Source organism: Pseudomonas sp. ACN5 (assembly GCF_002303975.1).
GTDB lineage: Bacteria > Pseudomonadota > Gammaproteobacteria > Pseudomonadales > Pseudomonadaceae > Aquipseudomonas > Aquipseudomonas laurylsulfatiphila.
Genome location: NZ_MRCP01000021.1, coordinates 17,027 through 34,282 on the forward strand (window position 1 = coordinate 17,027; position 17,256 = coordinate 34,282).

Here is a 17,256-nt window from a genome sequence, read left to right on the forward strand (position 1 = left end):
ATAACTCCAGGCATCAAGCCAAATGGGTTGAATGATCTTCATAGGGGCCAAACGCACATCGCGCCGGGTAATGAGAATTAGACACAGAGTTGAGTCGATAATAGACCGTGTCATTCATGGCGAGCGCATATCCCCAGGCAACTTCCGCCTTCAAATTTTTGTATATAACGGCAAGTTCATCCTTGGCCTTGTACATATCCTGATCACGATTTATGCCTTCCTGAAGAAAATTCACCAAGTGCTGCTCCTGCTGCTTGACCACCAGAGCCGCATCGTTATCGCTGGCTAAGCTCTCCCCATCCGGAGTCATTCGGCACATGATCTTGTTCCACTCAGAAATGGTCTGGATGCTTTTTAGTACCCAAATCACTGCATTTTTCCGATCGCTATAGATATCGGGAATGAAACCGTCACCACGGTTCTCGAAATCCAGATGATCCCAGACACCATGACGAGTCAGAACATATAGCAGTATTCCCTTGGCCTCCGGGGTATGGAGCAGTAGTTGACTTGGCTGATTAATTATATTTTTGGCCAGCTGATTCCTTCGCCTTGAAGCTTCCAACTTACCCTTATTTTCACTAACTACAGATCTTATAAAAGCATCAAACTCCAAACCAACCGATTCAATACTCCACACCGATTTTTCAAATGCAGCATAAATATTATGCTTCACGCTCTCCATCTGCATCACACAATACTGACCATAGGCTATAAAGGCACCCTTGTTAACCAAATCAAAAAACCCATAATCCAACCGATACAACTGATAAATCAACCAAGCCCCAAACTCCGCAATCGTATTAGTCCCCACCTCACAAATAACCCCGCCCCTCGCCCCGACGCCCCAGCACAAACTGGCGGCCACATGGAAACAGAACCGGCCATTGATGAAAGTGCAGTAGAACTTGCCACCGGCGCCCGCGCCGGCCAGCCCGGCGATGCTGCTGCCAATGCTGCAGAAGTCGGTGTATTTGCCGGTGGATTGCAGTAGCCCGGCGACCTTCGGATTCAGGTCCGAGGGTGGGGTGGGTTTCAGCCATTGCAAGCTGCCCTTCAAGCTGCCTTCCACGCGGGCGCCGGCGAAAGCCTGGGCGTTGAGGGTCAGGCCTTCGTCTTCGGCGGCCATCTGTTGATGGAACACCGCGCCCCGGGTTTTTCGTTCGCTGAACCGCGGCAAGCGGCCGCCCGGCTGGCCCACCAGCACTTGCTGATCGCCGCTGCGGGCGATCTGCAGTTGGCCTTCGATCTGCACGGAGGCGCCGACGAAGCCGGTCAACTCGGGGGTCAGGCACAGGCGCAGCAACCCCATGTTGAAGTCATTGCCGTTGGAATGGGTGTAACGCAGCGCCCAGCCCAGGCGATCGGGAACATAGGCGGTGAAATTGACCTTGCCGGATGCCAGGGTCAGGGCAGCTTTGGCTTCGCCCTTGAGCGCAACATTGCCCTTGTCGACGTCAAACTCGGCACTGGCGCCGACATTGGAAGCGAATCGCATGAACTGCGCGCCATGGCTCATATCAACATTGGCACTCAGTTGCGTTGGCTCGCTTTTGAGGCTGTGCTCCCAACTCTCCGCCCAATCGAACAACACACAGTCGTTTTTCAGTTTGTCCAGATCGAAATCCGAGCCGGTCCATTTGAGGACATCCTTAAGCTCCAGTTTTATTTTCGGCCACTCCAGGGCCGTCAATTGCTCGGCCAGTTGAGTAGTGGAAATCCGGGTGTTGCCGTTTTTGTCCTTGCTGAAGATGCTGCCTTTGGCCGAACGTTTGTCCTTGCCTTTCAAGGAGACGCTGTGCAGTTTCCTGCCGGCCTGGCTCTGACTGAGATAGCCCTTTTTGACGTAGGCATAGGGTTTTGACTTGCCGTTGCGTCCGTTATTGGCCTGCACGACGGGAATCAGCTCGACCACCTCGTCGTAGCTCATGGAGGTGAGGGAAAAATCGCCGAGCTGTTGCTTTAACGCGGCTCTGTTTTTTTCCAGTTCGTGCTCGGCTGCCGCCAACGCTTTCCTTCGGTGTTCCTCCTCCGATGGAGGCAGTGCCGCCTTCGCGGATGCGCCAGCATAGTGCTCCAGTGCGGTGGAGTAGTTGGCACTGGCGCGATGAAACTCGTCCATGCGAAAGCTCATGTCTCGCCAATGCGTTTCAAACTGGCTGGCATGATCGTCGCCGATGAAGATCAACTCTTCGGTTTCCGGACGGTAGTAGCATTGGGCGGACTGGTAATAGGCAACGACCACGGGATCTTTTCTGCTGATGCGGTTTTCAGCGGCAGGGGTTTCGGCCTGACTCATGCTTCAGACTCCTCGATTATTCGATAAACAGCTTGATGTTTTGTGGGTCGAGGCCGTGATGGCGCTGGGTATAACCCTCAGCATCGGTGACGCCCCGCACGACACGGCCATCCGCGGTTTCCATTCGATAAGGCACGTGGGGTTGCGGCTCGTTGCTCGATGAGTCCTTGACCTGGAATCTGCCCGACATCGGATTGGCGTAGACCGGATCTTTCAGGGTCATGGTTGCCAAGGCCTTTTCCATGGAAGTCGAGCCATTGAAGACGACATTGTCGCTGTCGACCTCTACCCCCTCCGGTGCAACGATCCGTACCTTGCCGTCCTTGACTTTGATCAAGACCCCCTGACTGACGAACGTGAACCCCTTAGCGGCGTTTAGAATGATTTCGTCATTTATGCTGCTGAGCGTCAGCGCCTTGTCCGCTTGCAAGGTCATGGCATCGCTTTGTGCCTGGATTTCCACCGCCCCCCGAGCCGCGAAGAGCTTCAAGCCGAGCTTTTGCGCGAACAGGCTGATGGCTTCGCCCGCCGCGACACTGAAACGCTTGAACACGCTGAAGTCGGCACTTTCGCCCGCCGTCGCGGTGAGTGTTTGGCCTGCTGAAAGCTGGATGTTGGCTGGCGTCGTCAAAGCGACACCAGCAGGTGCCGAGGCAACCAAACCGGCTTTTTCAAGACCGGCCAGCGCCTCCAGCAGTCCCTGTTGTGACTGCACATCGGCGGATAGCGCCCCGGATACGGCAGCGCTTTGCGCCAAGGCATTGACCAGGTGCAAGGCGTTATTGAGTTGAGCCAAGGCCTCGCCCATTTCGAGCACTGGCCCTTGAGCCTTGGGCTGCCCATCGGCACTGATGAAAATCCCCTTGCCCGCCCGCAGGCTCCCCCACTGATCCGTCCTCAGCTCAAACCCTTCCCCCCGCTTCTGCTTCTTGGCATCCACCAGATGCCCCAGATTCAACTGGCTCTTGCCGCCGTACTCGGTACTGAGCTTGATGTGCTCCTGCCCGCGCATATCGTCCATCCGCAGTTTGTTGTTGGCCGGGGTGCGCAGTACGTTGCGGTGGTCGTTGCGCGCGCCCAGGGTCACGGGGTCGGGGTGCTGGTCGTCGTGCAGGGCGTGGGCGATGTAGGGTTTGTCGGGGTCGCCCTGTTCGAAGGCGATCGCCACTTCGGTGCCGCAGATCAGTGGCAGGTGCAGGCCGTGGGTGTCGCCGGCGTAGGCGCGGGCCTGGCGCAGCCATTTGCTGTCCTGGCCGGGTTTGCGGGTGTCGCGGTCGAAGAGGAATTTGACCCGGTAGCGGCCTTCGAGGTCGATGTCGGCGTAGGGGTCGTTGGCTTTCGGGCTGGTGACCCGTGCCGGCAGGGTGCCGGCGATTTGCGGTTTGGGCGGGATCGGCGGGCGGAAGCACAGGCGTTCGGCGTAGGGCATGGCTTCGAAATGGCATTCGAAACTGCGGTCGCGGGCGGCGTGGGTGGTGAGGCCGGTGAGCACCGCGCCGCGGGCGAAGGCCTGGGGCGCGCCGCCGCTGATGTTCAGCACCTGGCCGGGGGCCAGGGTGGCGCTGCTGCTGGTGCCGCTGAGGTGGGTCTGCTGGTTGAGGTAGCGTTCGTGGCGCAGGCGCGCGTAGAAGTAGCCGCTTTCGCTGAGCAGGTCTTCGTCCTGGTGGTAGGCGTTGCCGAGCACGCTGTAGGGCTCGGCGTAGTGGTAGGCCTCGCCGTAGGTCTGGGGCGCGCCATGGGTGGCCGGCTCGCCGCGGGTCTGGTCGACTTCGCCGTCGAGGTAGGCGCGGGCGTCGCGGGGGTGATAGGCGCGCACGCTGACTTGCTGTTCCACCATCTGGTGGCGGGTTTGCAGGGCCCAGACGGCGTCCTCGCCGCTGCTGCTCAGGCCGGAGGGCGAGCGCATCGGCAAGGCGACGTCGAACTGGTAGCCGCGCTGGTCGTCGCAGAACTCGACGACGTCGATGCTCAGGCGTTCGTCGCTGGTGCAGCGGTACCAGATGCCGACGTCGGCCAACAGGCGGGTGATGAAGTCCAGGTCGCTTTCGTTGTACTGCATCACCTGCTCGCGGCGCGGGTACTCGCGGTGCAGGCGGAAGTAGAAGTCCTGGCCGAGGAAGCCGTGGCGGCTGCGCAGGATGCTTTCGACGATTTCCGGGACGGATTGCTGCAGGTAGAGGCGCGTTTGTCGGCCACGGGCGAGCCGTCCCAGACGCGGTTGCAGGGTGATTTCGTAGCGCGCTTCGTCGACCGAGCCGGACAGGCGTTGGCAGCCGCTGATCACGCCGTAAAACGTGCGCAGCGGTTTGACCGGTTTGGGTACTTCCCAGGCCATCACGGGCAGGGTCGATGGCGCGGCGTGCAGGCTGAACTGGGCGTACTGGCCGAGCAGTCGGTCGGCGCCGAGGTCGAGGTGGCTGGTGGTGAATTCGATGCGGTAGGTGAACGGTTGGCTGAGGTGTTCTTCGCCCTTGAAGGCGAGGACGTCGAGGGGGGTGTCGAGGCCGTCGACCTGGAGTTTGTGGCGGCTGTGGTCGAAGAAGATGCGCAGTGCGGTGCTCATGGTCAGGCTTCCGTGGCAGTGAGTGACGACGCGTCCTGTGCGTCGGTAAATTGCAACGTGATGCCCTCCTCGTCGCTGTAGCCCAGGGTCACGCCGAGGGTTTTGTGCTGCGCGGCCTGACGTTGCAAGAGCTGTTGGCTGAGGACCGGCAGAATCTGCTGGTTGAGCAGGCTGTCGATGTTGCGTGCACCGGTGTCGGGCAGCAGGCAGGCAGCGACCAGCGCGGTGTGGAGTTCATCGTCGATCTGGCAGGTCAGGCCGTAGTGGCGTTGCAGGCGCTTGGCGACCCGGGCGAGCTTGAGCCCGACGATGCGCTTGAGTGCATCGGCCTGCAGCGGGCGGTAGATCAGGGTCTGAAAGCGGGCAAGCAAGGCCGGCTGGAAGTGCTCGCGCAGAATCGGTCGCAGCCATTCGTGCAGCGTGCTGTCGGTTGCTTCGGGCTGTTGCTGCAGGCCGCTTTGCAGTTCATCGCTGCCGAGGTTGGAGGTCATCAGGATGACAGTGTTGCGGAAATCGATTTCGCGTCCTTCGCCATCACGCATGAAGCCGCGGTCGAACACCTGGTAAAACAGGTTGAGCACGTCGCGGTGGGCCTTTTCCACTTCATCCAGCAGCACCACGCTATAGGGCCGCTGGCGCACCGCTTCGGTGAGCACGCCGCCCTGGCCGTAACCGACGTAGCCCGGTGGCGAGCCCTTGAGCTGACTGACGGTGTGGGCTTCCTGGTACTCGGACAGGTTGAGGGTGATCAGGGATTTTTCGCCGCCGAACAGGCAGTCCGCCAGCGCCAGGGCGGTTTCGGTCTTGCCGATGCCGCTGGTGCCCACCAACAGGAATACCCCCAACGGCGCCTGCTCTTCGGTCAAGCCGGTCTTGGCTGCGCGCAGGCGCTGGGCCAAGGCACCGAGGGCAGATTCCTGGCCAATCACCCGCTCGCCGAGTTGCCATTCCAGAGTCAGCAGGCTGGCTTGTTCGTCCTTGAGCAAACTGCCCAGGGGCACGCCGGTCCAGTCGGCGATGACTTCCGCAACACTGCGTGCATCGACGTCCAGGGACAGCATTGGCTGGCTGCCCTGGGCCCCCAGCAATTGCTCCTGCAGTTTCGCGCAGAGGTCGCTGCGGGCCGGCTCGGCCTGACGCGCATCGAGCAATTGTCGGGTCAGTTCAAGTTCATAGCGGTACTGGCACAGCAAGTCGTCCTGCTGTTGTTGCATCTCGATCTGCTGCCCGGCGATCAGCGTCAATCGTTCGCTCAAGTCGCTGCCATTGAGTTGCACATCCTGTTCCAGTGCGCGCCGCTCCAGCTCCAGCGCGACATGCCGGGCCTTGAGCCGCACCAGCACCTGGGGTTCACAATCGAGGCTCATGCGCACACGTGCGCTGGCGGTGTCGAGCAGGTCGACGGCCTTGTCCGGCAGCTGGCGGCCCGTGAGGTAGCGCCGCGACAGGCTGACCGCGGCCTGTACCGCCGCGTCCTGAATGTGCACGCCGTGATGGCTGGCATAGCGCGCCTTGAGGCCGCGCAGCATCAGGCAGGCGCTGGCGTCGTCAGGCTCGTCGACCTTGACCACCTGGAAACGCCGCTCCAGCGCGGCATCACGTTCGAAGTACTGTTTGTATTCGCTCCAGGTGGTCGCGGCGATGGTGCGCAATTCACCACGGGCCAGGGCGGGCTTGAGCAGGTTCGCGGCATCCGCCCCACCGGCCTGGTTACCGGCGCCGATCAGGGTGTGAGCCTCGTCGATGAACAGCAGCACCGGGTTGGCCGACTGCTGCACGGCGTCGATGACGTTTTTCAGACGTTGTTCGAATTCACCTTTGACCCCGGCACCCGCTTGCAACAGGCCCAAGTCAAGGGTGCGCACGCTGACCGCCTTGAGGCTGTCCGGAACATTGCCTGCGGCGATGCGCAAGGCCAGGCCTTCGACCAGCGCCGTCTTGCCCACCCCAGGTTCACCGACCAGGATCGGGTTGTTCTTGCGCCGACGGCTGAGGATGTCGATGACCTGGCGGATTTCATCGTCACGGCCGAACACCGGGTCGATCTGCCCTGCCCTCGCCTTGGTGGTGACGTCCTGGGTGAATCTGTCCAGTACCGCTTGCAAGGCATCGTGCACGGCTGCGCCGGGGACAGGTAACGCCGGGGGCTGGTCCAACGCACTTTGCTGTTGGACGTGCGGGCGTTCCTCGGAGTGCTGATCGAGCAGCCCTGACAGCTGCTGCAACTGGATTTCATTGAGGCTTAGCACGGGCCAGGCCGCATCGCATGCCAGCAGCTGCGGACTGTCCTGCAACGCACCCAGCAGGTGCGCCGAGCGCAGGTTGTCATGCCCTTCCAGTGACGCACGCAACCAGGCGGACTCGATCAGTTTCTGCAATTTGCCGCACAACTGTGGCTTGCCCTGCACGCTGCGCGGCAGCGTGTCGAGATGGTCAAGCAGACCGCGCCAAAGCCCGTCCATGTCCCACTCATGACGACGGGCGATAAGGGTCAAGTCGCCCTCGCCCTGCTCCAGCAACTTGAGCAACCAGTGTTCGATGCTGATCCGCCCATGGGCACGGCTTAGGCACAACGACGCCGCCGCGCTGAGCGCCTGGGCGCAGTAGGGATTGAGACGGCGAAGCAGGCGCGTGGAGTTGTCGGTCATGGAGGTACGTCCTTGTGCTGAAGGGTCAGCGGATAGTCGGTCAGGGCGATGGAAAGTGTCGGGATGGGCTGGGTTGAACGTCCGCGCACAGACGCTCAGCCCAGCACACCGAAACCAGCAGGCAGAGGCCTGCCTGCTGGTTATTCAGCGTTACCCTCTACTACGTTTGTCCCATTTATCGTCGTGTTTGAGGTTTCCGTCCTTGAAGTCCCAGTAGATCTCCTCGTAGCGCAACTCAACCTCTTCCAGGTGGTTGAGTTTCGCCTTGTCCGGATCTTTGACGTCGTGCATTTTCGACTCGACCTTCACTACCTTCACTTTTTTAAGCAGAGTGTTGTAGTACTCGACTTCCTGGCCTGTGTTGTCGATGCGATAAAATTTGAACTCGGCGCTCTCGAGTGTCTGGCCTGTAGTAGCAGCCTTATAGAGGTATGTGCTGGAAGCATCGATTTCCTTAGTGAACACGTACGGAGCATGGGTCCGCGTACCAGTCAATTTTCCGGTGTTATCGTCGCTGGCGATGTAGACGCTGTGGTTGTGAGCGACCACCTCGATACTGCCTTCGCGACCTTGCACGGTCACTGAACCTTTAATGTCCGCACCGCCGTCATTTTTCAGCCACAGGTAAACGGGAATTGCCATGTGAAGCTCCTTTTCTCAAAACACTGATGCCGCGTTTGCGACAGGGGGTTGTACGTCGGCCCCGGCCGTGGGAAGCCCGCAGGCCCCCACTTCCGGCACCAGACGGATATCGACGCGACGGTTGGCTTGACGCCCTTCCTCGGTGTCATTGCTGGCGATGGGTTGACTCTTGCCAAAACCCTGCACGGCGAAACAGCTGTCGGGGATGCCGCCCATGCGTTGCATCCAGTCACGCACCGCCGCCGCACGGGCACGGGACAACTGCAGATTGTGTTCGTCGCTGCCCACGGCATCGGTGTGCCCGGCGATGACGATCAGCCAGCCAGGTTGGGCCTTGATGCCGACCAGGGCGTCGATCAGCACCCTGGTCGATTCCGGCTTGAGTCGGGCACTGGCGCTGCTGAACAGCGACAGGCTGTCCAGGCGCACGGTTCGCGCCGCGCGTGCCGGCATCGGGCTCGTCGACGGTTGCCTGTGGTTGGCGATGGTCGACAGCAACCCTGCGCGCAATTGCTCGCCGCGATACAGGCCAAGGCCCAGCGCCAGGGGCTCGCCCCGGCGGTAGTAATGGTCGAGGCGCACCGCGTCCTCGCGCAGCACGTTCAATGCTTCTTCCCGTTGGGCAAATTCGGGTTGATCGCGACGCTCCGTCGGGGCAATGGACGCATAACGCCGCAGGTCATCGCTGACCTGACGCAGCAGCAGGGTGTTCTGCCAGGCCGAGCTGGTCAGGGCGACAACGGCGGCTGCCGCGAACAGCCACAGCGCAATTACGCTGGCGCGACGTATTGGTAAACGTCGGGCCTGTACCGGCAGCAGATTCAGTAAAGGATCAGGGAACGGCAGCGACGCATCCGGCGCTTGTACCTGTGCATCGGCGTCCCTCAGCCCGGTCTTGCCCCGCAGCCATTGCCCCCACAGATTGCCGGTCATCATCCCGGGCAGTGTCGGTACCAAGGTGCTGGCGCAAACCAGCGGCAAGCCGGCAGGATGGCGACCTTCACGGCTGGCGAAGTGCGCCAGGACATATTCATCCAGCCAGGCAGCAGCACTGTTGAGCTGGACGCTGGCCTGCAACCGTCGAGTGTGAATTGCATTTTCAGCGGGCAGGCAATGCCATTCGTCGGGACCAAGGCACGTCCCGCCTTCACGAACGTTGCAGGTGCCCTGCCCGGCTTCCCAACTGAACCAGGTCCCCTTGCTCGCCGATGATTGCAGGTAGCTGACGAGCATCAGCGGCAGTGCAATACCACGCTGGCGAATCAGCCCGGCCTGGTAATTGAACGTACGCACGTGCCCGGCCAACACCGCGGCATCGGTGTGCTCGCCCGGGTTGACAATGAACATCACGCAGAGCTGCCCGGCCCACTCGGGACGCAAGGCCAGGACACTGTCAGTCACCCCCGACAGCTGCTCCCCACGGGAGACCCGCAGGTAACAGCCCTGTTCGGTCATGCGCAACGCCGGCTGGTCGTTGCACGTTTCACCAAACAGCCCGGCCAGGCCATCGCCACACACCAGTACCACCGGATGACGATACGCTGCCGGTGGCAACGCCAGGTTGTCGAGCGAGCCGGGTAATTGCCGTTGACGCGCGGCCCGGACACAGGCGAGCGCAACGCAACCGACAACGATCAGGGCCACGGCGGCACGGCCCCATCCGCCAAGCGGGATGATGGCCAGCAGCATCAGGGCCAGTGCACCCGCCCACAACCAGAGCCCTTGTTTGAGTTTGAGCGTCATGGGCCCCACCTCAGGCTTGCGCGGCCAACAGCGTCGCAACCAGACCACCCAACAGCTGGTCGAGCCCGTACCAGACACCGACCAGCAACAGACCGGCAGCCAGGACGTTGACCAGCGGCGAGCGCATCCAGTGCAACGCCATTGCGCCACGGCTGGCGCTGAGGGGTGCGGTTAATGCCTGACGCAGCTTCAGTGGTGCGACCCGGGCATTCAGATCGGCCAGCAGTTGTTCACGCTCGGGGTCATTGTCGTCGCGATAACGGCCGCGAAAACCCAGGGTCAAAACCCGCTGGAAGGTCGTCAGTACCTGAAGGTCCGGCGCCGGTTCGCGCAGTACCTCACGCATGTCCTCGTACAGGAACTCCCCGGCCTGGTGGCGATTGAAAAACTTCGCTTGCAAGGGCTCACTGGCCCACCGGGAATGGGCATCGTTATCGGCGCGGTTGAGCATGGTTTCATCCAGCAGCGCGCATTGAGCGTGACTGATATGGTCGATGCTGCGTTGGGCCAGACCGGCATCCATGAGCCGCTGGCGAACGTGCTCGACCTGCTTTACGCAAAGCGCCTTGACCTCATCGCTGCTTTGCGCGGAGGCCCCTTGCCGCAACTCGACCACCAGCAGGTAGCTGTCTTGCAACAACGCGTCGATGTCGACCGTCATGGCGGCCGGTTTTTTCGCTTCGATCAGGTTCATGCGCGTAGTACCGCGAACAGTTCAAGTTTCACTTCGGTCAGGGTGCTCGGGACGTACAAGGCACAGATGCCCTGGTCCCGAATGGCTTGTCCCTTGGCATGGTTGAGATCCAGGGCGAAGTACTGGTTTTCCAGACGCAGGGGGATGGCCGCCGGTACATGGCTGAGGGACTGCAACGGCACGCCATCGAGGGCGGCGTTGACCAGATGATCGACTTCGTCCGGTGTGCCGATCTTGCACAGTCGCGGGAACTGACTCTGCAATTGCACGGCGGGCAAGCGGCAACGCACCGACAGATAGAAGTCGGCGCTGTCGGGCTCGCGCAAACGGGCGTCGTCAAGTCGGACCTGCCAACGGTTGGCGGCACTCTGCTCGAGTGTCAGGGTGATGACGCGAGAAGGCAGGCTGGCCTCCAGCAACGTGGAGATCATGCGCAACAGCGGCGGGAACACGCTTTCCAGGTGTTCGTGGCGATAAGGCGGAATCTGCTCGACGTCGTGTTCGAGCGAAAAGGTCAGCAGACTGCCGGCCAGTTTTATCAGTTCCAGATAGACCTGCTCGGGATGTCGCGCCGGCCAGGCCTTGAGATCGGCCAATACCGGCTGGTAGGTGTTCAAGGCATTGAGCAACCAGAACAACGACACGTCGGCCACGGCGAAGTCAGCCATTCGCTGGTTACTTTCACGACGCATGCCCATCAGCCGCTGACGCTTGGAGGACAACTGGGTCAACAGGTTGTCCAGTTGCGTCAACAGCCCCGGGTGCGCCGCAAAACTGAGCAGCGGCGGTACATAGTCAGGATCAAGACTCCAGGCGCCCTGCCCGTCACGCACCAGGCGCGCGATCGGGCAGGTCAGGTAATCGCCGTTCTCGTCGTGATCGAAGCGCAGGCTCAGCACGTGTTCCAGTACGCCGACCGATTGCACTTCATCGGCGTAAATGTCCTGCACCTGACGCCAGTCCTGGCGATAACGGGTGGGTCGATCGGCCTTGTCGGCGTCGAACAGGCAGTTGTTGCCATTGGCCTGCTCCAGTGGCAAGGCCAGGAGCAAGGTCGCCGCCTGGGTATCGCCGGACAGCAGGCGCGACAGCTCCAGACCCAGGGGCAGTCGATCGACATGGTCGGTGTCGACCAAGGTGCCGTCTGGCATGCGCAGGCTCAGGCGAGTGGCCTTGAGCTTGCCCAGGCGCAGTGCTTGCAGGTCAAACGCGACGTCCTGGACGCCCCAGGGGTGCACCAGGGACAAACGAGCCAGACACTCGTTGGCCCAGGCTTCCCAGCGTGCCTGCTGCTGGAATTGCTGCGGAGACAGCAATGCCCCCGCGGCCCACAAGGGGCGGTCGATTTTCATGAGGTCGAATCCCTACGCAATGGGTTGGGTTTGCACAGGACTCAGGCTTTTGCCTTGGGCATCTGCGAAACCAGCGACAGGTTGACGTCCATGCCTTCCACCTGGAAATGCGGCACGGCGTACAACTTGACGCGGAAAAAACCCGGGTTGTCCTCGATGTCTTCAACGGTGACTTTGCCAGCACGCAACGGGTGTGAAGCCTGCAGGTCGTCACCCGGATCCAGCATCTCGGTTACCAAACCACCGACCCACTTGTTCAGCTCCAACTCCAGCAATCGGCGGTCCTTGGTGGTGCCGACGTTTTCGCGCTGGATCAGCTTCAGGTAATGGGCAATGCGTGACAGCAGGAAGATGTACGGCAAGCGCGCATTGATCCGGCTGTTGGCAGTGGCATCTGCTGTGTCATACAACGCCGGTTTCTGCGTGGAGTTGGCCGAGAAGAAGCACGCGTAGTCGCGGTTCTTGTAGTACGAGAGCGGGATGAAGCCGAGGTTGGCGAACTCGAACTCGCGCGTCTCCGCAATCATCACTTCCGAAGGAATTTTCACCTGATTGCCAGTGCCCAGATCGTACAAGTGGATGGGCAAGTCGGTGACCGCGCCGCCAGACTGCGGACCGCGGATCTGCACGCACCAGCCGTTGGCGATGAAGCTCTTGACCATGTTGGCAGCGAAGGCAAACGAGGCGTTGGTCCACAGGTATTTGTCGTGGTCCGGTCCCTTGACGCTTTCGATGTAGTTGAAACTGCGCACCGGAACCGTGTCCGGGCCATACGGCAGACGGCCCAGCACGCGGGGCATGAGCAAGCCGATATAACGGGCATCGTCGCTGTCGCGGAATGCTTTCCACTTGATGTATTCGGCACGGTCAAAGTAGTTGCCGATGTCCTTGATGGCGGCGACTTCTTCCATCGAGCGCTTGCCAAAAAAGGCCGGGCCGACGGAGCCAATGAAGGGCATGTGCGCAGCTGCCGAGACTTTGGAAATATTGCGCAGCAAGGCAATGTCCTGCGGGCTGCGGTCGAACTCGAAGTTGGAAATGGCAGCGGCGATCGGCTCACCACCCGGGGTGTCGTACTCCTGGGTGTAGGTATGCACATACAGGCCACTTTGCGCGATCTCCGGCGCATCCTCGAAATCCTGGACCAGGTGATCCTTGCTGATATCGAGCAATTCGATGCGCACGTTCTGGCGGAAATCGGTCTGATCGATCAACGATTTCACACCGCGCCAGGTGGACTCCACCCGCTGGAAATCCGGGTGATGCATCACGGCGTCCAGTTGGCGGCTGATTTGTGCATCCAGCGACGCAATATGTTCATCCAGCAGTGTCTTGTCCAGACGCCGGACTTTGCGCGAAGACTGTTTGATCAAATTCAAAAAAACACTGACAGCGGCAGTCACTCGCTCATCGGCAGAAACGTCCGACAGCGCCTCGGAACTTTGAAACACTTCGATTTCGCCCAGCACTTTTACCGGGTTGAGATTAATCTTTCCAAACAACGCGCCATATACGCCTTGGCTTTCTTCAGGCAACACTGTAGTGCCGCGCGATTGCGCGTGAGAATGTTCGATAGACATTTTTAAACTTCCCTTTAAACGAGCCGAGGTGAATTAACGAATGTGTTCCGGAGTCAGTGCCGCCAACTCACCTCGCAGTTCGTCACTCAGTGCCTCGTCCATGAGAATGCGCTCCAGTTCCTGACGGAACGTGGCATTGTCCAACAGGTTGGACTTGAGATCACGCAACAGGTTACGCATTGCCAGCAGTGCACGCAGTTGCGGAATTTGCCGAGCCACTTGTTCCGGCTCGAAATCCTTCATGCTCCGGAAACCCAGGTTGACCGCCGCTTCGCCGGCATCCTCCGCCAGGGTATTGGCCACCGCCAACCTGACCTCGGGAGAAAACTCCGCCAGCACGCTATCGAAATTATTTTTGTCGATGGCGACTTTGCTTCTCTCGGACAACGGCCGCTGTTCCTTGCCGTTACTGTAGTCGCCCATCACCATCAACTTGAGTGGCAATTCGACTTTGTTCTGTGCATCGCCCGTATGTAAATCGAGCTTGATGTTGACCCGTGCCTTGGGCACTTCGCTTTGAAAACTACCAGAAGCCATAAATCCTCCCAGGATATTTGTAACAACATACAGCGTTACAAAAAATTCAATGACACAATCGAACTCAGAAGTTGGGCCGACAACATGCAATCACATAACCGGACGCAACATGCAAACTTGCTTCGACTGCGAAAGACTAGCCTTTCCAAAAGGAACCGCAACTACAGAAACAAATACTCAAACACTGCCAGATGCAATAGTGAATCATCTTACAAAGGCATTCCAACCACCCAACTAATATTTAGAAGCATCTTACATTGCGATCAGATCTTGCCTGCTCTATAAATTGCTATTTCCTACACAACTAAGGAAAATTCCTACGCAAAGATTATTGGCGTTTTTTGGTTGCGGCTCGGCATGGCCGTTGAGACAGAGGATGATCGGTTAATTCCGGAAAAGCGGGGAGGCGATTTCACGACTGCCGTGCCCGGTTCATGAAGACCGGGCACGGGCAGCACAGTGCTGCGGGATTCTAGAATTTTTCCGCGATGTACTTGAACGGATAGTTCGGATCCCGATAGTTACCGGGACTTTGGCGCTTGGGCAGTTTCACTTTCGCCCGCGGTACTTCCTCATAAGGAATGCTGCTGAGCACATCACTGATGATGTTCAGTCGCGCCCGCCGCTTGTCATTGGAGTTGGCGACCCGCCACGGGGCGAACTCGGTGTCGGTGGCCTCGAACATGTCGTCCCGGGCACGGGAGTAGTCGTACCAGCGGTTATAGGACTTGAGGTCCATCGGTGACAGCTTCCAGATCTTGCGCCCGTCGGTGATGCGCGCCTTGAGGCGTCGGGTCTGCTCCTCCGGGCTCACTTCAAGCCAGTATTTGATCAGGATGATGCCCGACTCGACCAGTGCATGCTCGACGCGCGGCGCCACGGTGAGAAATGAGCGCACCTGCTCTTCGGTGCAAAACCCCATGACCCGCTCGACACCGGCGCGGTTGTACCAACTGCGATCGAAGATCACCACTTCACCGGCCGCCGGCATGTGCGGCAGATAGCGTTGCACATACATCTGGCTTTTTTCCCGATCGGTCGGTGCCGGCAACGCGATCACCCGGAACACCCGCGGGCTGACACGTTCGGTCAATGCCTTGATGGTCCCGCCCTTGCCGGCGCCATCACGGCCCTCGAAGACGATGCAGACCTTGGCGCCCGAGTGCTGTACCCACTCCTGCAGCTTGACCATCTCGACATGCAGCCGCGCCAGCTCCTCGAGATACACCTTGTTCTTGAGCTTGCCGCTTTCAATCGGCTTGCTCTTCGTTGCCGCCTTCTTCTTTGCCATGCCCGTAATCTCCTTCAATGCGTCACACAGCGTCCGGGATGCACCCGGCCGCACTCATTCAACGCCGATTGCGCTGGTAATGTTCAACCGCCAGTTCCAGGTTCAGGAACATGCGGGCCTCGCCCAACGTATGGCCCAGGGGTGCCTTGATGACCATGTCCCATACACTGGGGCTCATACCTACCAGCCACAGTGAAATGCCTTTCTCGCTCATGCGCAGCTCGGCGCTGGTGAGCATTTTCAGGGCCGTATATTCCAGGTCGAACACGCTGCGCAGGTCCAGGACCACGACCCTGGGTGTCGCCGCATCGATCAGCGGCCGGATTTTCTCGGCGATGCGCTCGGCATTGGCGAAGAACACCCGCCCCTCGGGCCTGAGCAACAGCAGCCCGTCAAACTGTTCGTCATCTGCGTTGCCGGTGGCCTGCGGGCGATAGACGTTGGTGCCGGGCTTGCGTGCCAGAACATGCACGGGCGGGTCCGAGAGCTGATAGGCCAGGGCCAGCAACGAGACGATGATCGCCACGACGATCCCTTGCAGCGTGCCCAGCAGCATCACGCCAATCATGGCCACCACGGCCCAGGCGAACTCGGTACGGCGAACCGACAGGATTTCGCGAAACTCCGCCGGCTCGATCAAGCCCACCGAATACACGATCACCACGGCGGCGAGCGTGGCATTGGGCATCAGCCCAATGAGCGGTGCCAGCAGCAGGCAAGTGCCCAATGCCAGTGCTGCGGTAATCAGTGCGGCCAGTTGCGAGCGGGCACCGGCCAGGCGGTTGACCGCCGTTTGAGTGGTCCCGCCACCCGCGACCATGGCCCCGAGAAACGCACCGCCTATGTTGGCAACGCCAGTGGCCAGCAGCTCCCGGTTCGGTTGTGGTGCAGGCTCGTCACTGCGGGCGAACGCGCGTCCCGCGGCGATGGTTTCGGTGAAACTCATCAGCGCGATACCCATCGCCGAAGGCCACAGGGTTTCGACCAGCGACGCTACCGGCAAGGTCGGCGCCGGCAACCCGATCGGCACCACGCCGACGGCGGACACACCAAAACTCTCCAGGCCAAGCAGGCTCATGCCGAGGATGCCCAGCGCCACCGCAATCAAGGGAGCGGGCAGTCGCGGTGTAAAGCGCTTCATGCCGACCAGCAGCAGTATCATGAACACCCCGACCGCCGCGGTCGGCAGCGAGGCATGAGGGATGCTCTGAACCGTGGCCACCAGGTTGTGCAGGAAGCCACCTTTGTCGATGTGGGTGCCCAGCAGCTTGGGTAGCTGGTCGAGCACGATGACCACGCCGATGCCGGCCTTGAAACCCACCAGCACCGGTTCGGAAATGAAATTGGCGACGAACCCCAGGCGCAGCAACCCCGCGACGATCAGGATCGCCCCCACCATCAGGGCCAGCGTGGCGGAGCCGGCGAGCAGGGTCGCCGCATCGCCATCGGGGCTGATCTGGCCCAGTGCGGAGCCAGCGAGAATGGCCAGGGTGGTCGTGGTGCTGACACTGAGCGGACGCGACGTGCCGAGCACGGCATAGATCACCATCGGCACCAGCACCGTGTACAGCCCGACCTGCACCGGCAGGCCGGCAATCGTGGCGTACGCCAGCGCCTTGGGAATGACCACGGCCGCTGCCGTCAGCCCGGCGACTACATCGCCCCGTAGCCAGTCCGGCCGATAACTGTCGAGCCACTCCGGGATCAACAGGCTGCGCAAGGTACCCCGCTGTGAAGTGCCAGGGTTCCGCGCTTGCGGATCGCTGCCTAGTTGATTCATCAGTCACTCCAGTCGCAAATCGTCCATGCGGATGATGAGTGGGCTCAACTGACCGCACAATCCTTTAACTGCACGCGTAACCACTGCAGACCTTCATCGGCATCGAAGTGCGCGTTCCCGCAGGCAA

11 protein-coding genes are annotated in these 17,256 nt (G+C 60.5%); all 11 read right to left on the reverse strand.

Annotated features, from left to right (window positions below; genetic code table 11):
* Positions 1-13: 13 nt before the first annotated feature.
* Positions 14-2,299, reverse strand: coding sequence for an ATPase (locus BSF40_RS28050; RefSeq protein WP_095967763.1), 2,286 nt, complete (start codon positions 2,297-2,299; stop codon positions 14-16).
* A 16-nt stretch (positions 2,300-2,315) separates the two neighbouring features.
* Positions 2,316-4,862 (reverse strand): type VI secretion system Vgr family protein, encoded by a 2,547-nt coding sequence (locus BSF40_RS28055; RefSeq protein WP_095967764.1) that lies wholly within the window; start codon positions 4,860-4,862, stop codon positions 2,316-2,318.
* A gap of 2 nt (positions 4,863-4,864) precedes the next feature.
* Positions 4,865-7,510, reverse strand: coding sequence for a type VI secretion system ATPase TssH (gene tssH / locus BSF40_RS28060; protein WP_095967765.1), 2,646 nt, complete (start codon positions 7,508-7,510; stop codon positions 4,865-4,867).
* Between the two features lie 150 nt (positions 7,511-7,660).
* Positions 7,661-8,152 (reverse strand): type VI secretion system tube protein TssD, encoded by a 492-nt coding sequence (gene tssD / locus BSF40_RS28065; RefSeq protein ID WP_095967766.1) that lies wholly within the window; start codon positions 8,150-8,152, stop codon positions 7,661-7,663.
* 15 nt (positions 8,153-8,167) lie between these two features.
* Positions 8,168-9,895: an OmpA family protein gene (locus tag BSF40_RS28070; protein ID WP_095967767.1), complete on the reverse strand. Its 1,728-nt coding sequence runs from the start codon at positions 9,893-9,895 to the stop codon at positions 8,168-8,170.
* A gap of 10 nt (positions 9,896-9,905) precedes the next feature.
* Positions 9,906-10,589 carry a type VI secretion system protein TssL, short form gene (gene tssL / locus BSF40_RS28075; protein ID WP_095967768.1) on the reverse strand — a complete coding sequence of 228 codons (684 nt, stop codon included), beginning with the start codon at positions 10,587-10,589 and terminating at the stop codon, positions 9,906-9,908.
* Positions 10,586-11,941 (reverse strand): type VI secretion system baseplate subunit TssK, encoded by a 1,356-nt coding sequence (tssK, locus tag BSF40_RS28080; RefSeq protein WP_095967769.1) that lies wholly within the window; start codon positions 11,939-11,941, stop codon positions 10,586-10,588. The genes tssL and tssK overlap by 4 nt, the downstream gene beginning before the upstream one ends.
* Positions 11,942-11,982: 41 nt before the next feature.
* A complete protein-coding gene (gene tssC, locus BSF40_RS28085) occupies positions 11,983-13,521 on the reverse strand; it encodes a type VI secretion system contractile sheath large subunit (protein WP_095967770.1) in 1,539 nt (512 codons plus the stop codon).
* A 33-nt stretch (positions 13,522-13,554) separates the two neighbouring features.
* On the reverse strand, positions 13,555-14,058 hold the full coding sequence (gene tssB, locus BSF40_RS28090; RefSeq protein WP_095967771.1) for a type VI secretion system contractile sheath small subunit: 504 nt from the start codon (positions 14,056-14,058) through the stop codon (positions 13,555-13,557).
* 472 nt (positions 14,059-14,530) lie between these two features.
* Complete coding sequence (gene ppk2 / locus BSF40_RS28095; protein ID WP_095967772.1) at positions 14,531-15,349, reverse strand: polyphosphate kinase 2; 819 nt, start codon at positions 15,347-15,349, stop codon at positions 14,531-14,533.
* A 58-nt stretch (positions 15,350-15,407) separates the two neighbouring features.
* Positions 15,408-17,129 carry a SulP family inorganic anion transporter gene (locus BSF40_RS28100; protein WP_095967773.1) on the reverse strand — a complete coding sequence of 574 codons (1,722 nt, stop codon included), beginning with the start codon at positions 17,127-17,129 and terminating at the stop codon, positions 15,408-15,410.
* Positions 17,130-17,256 lie beyond the last annotated feature (127 nt).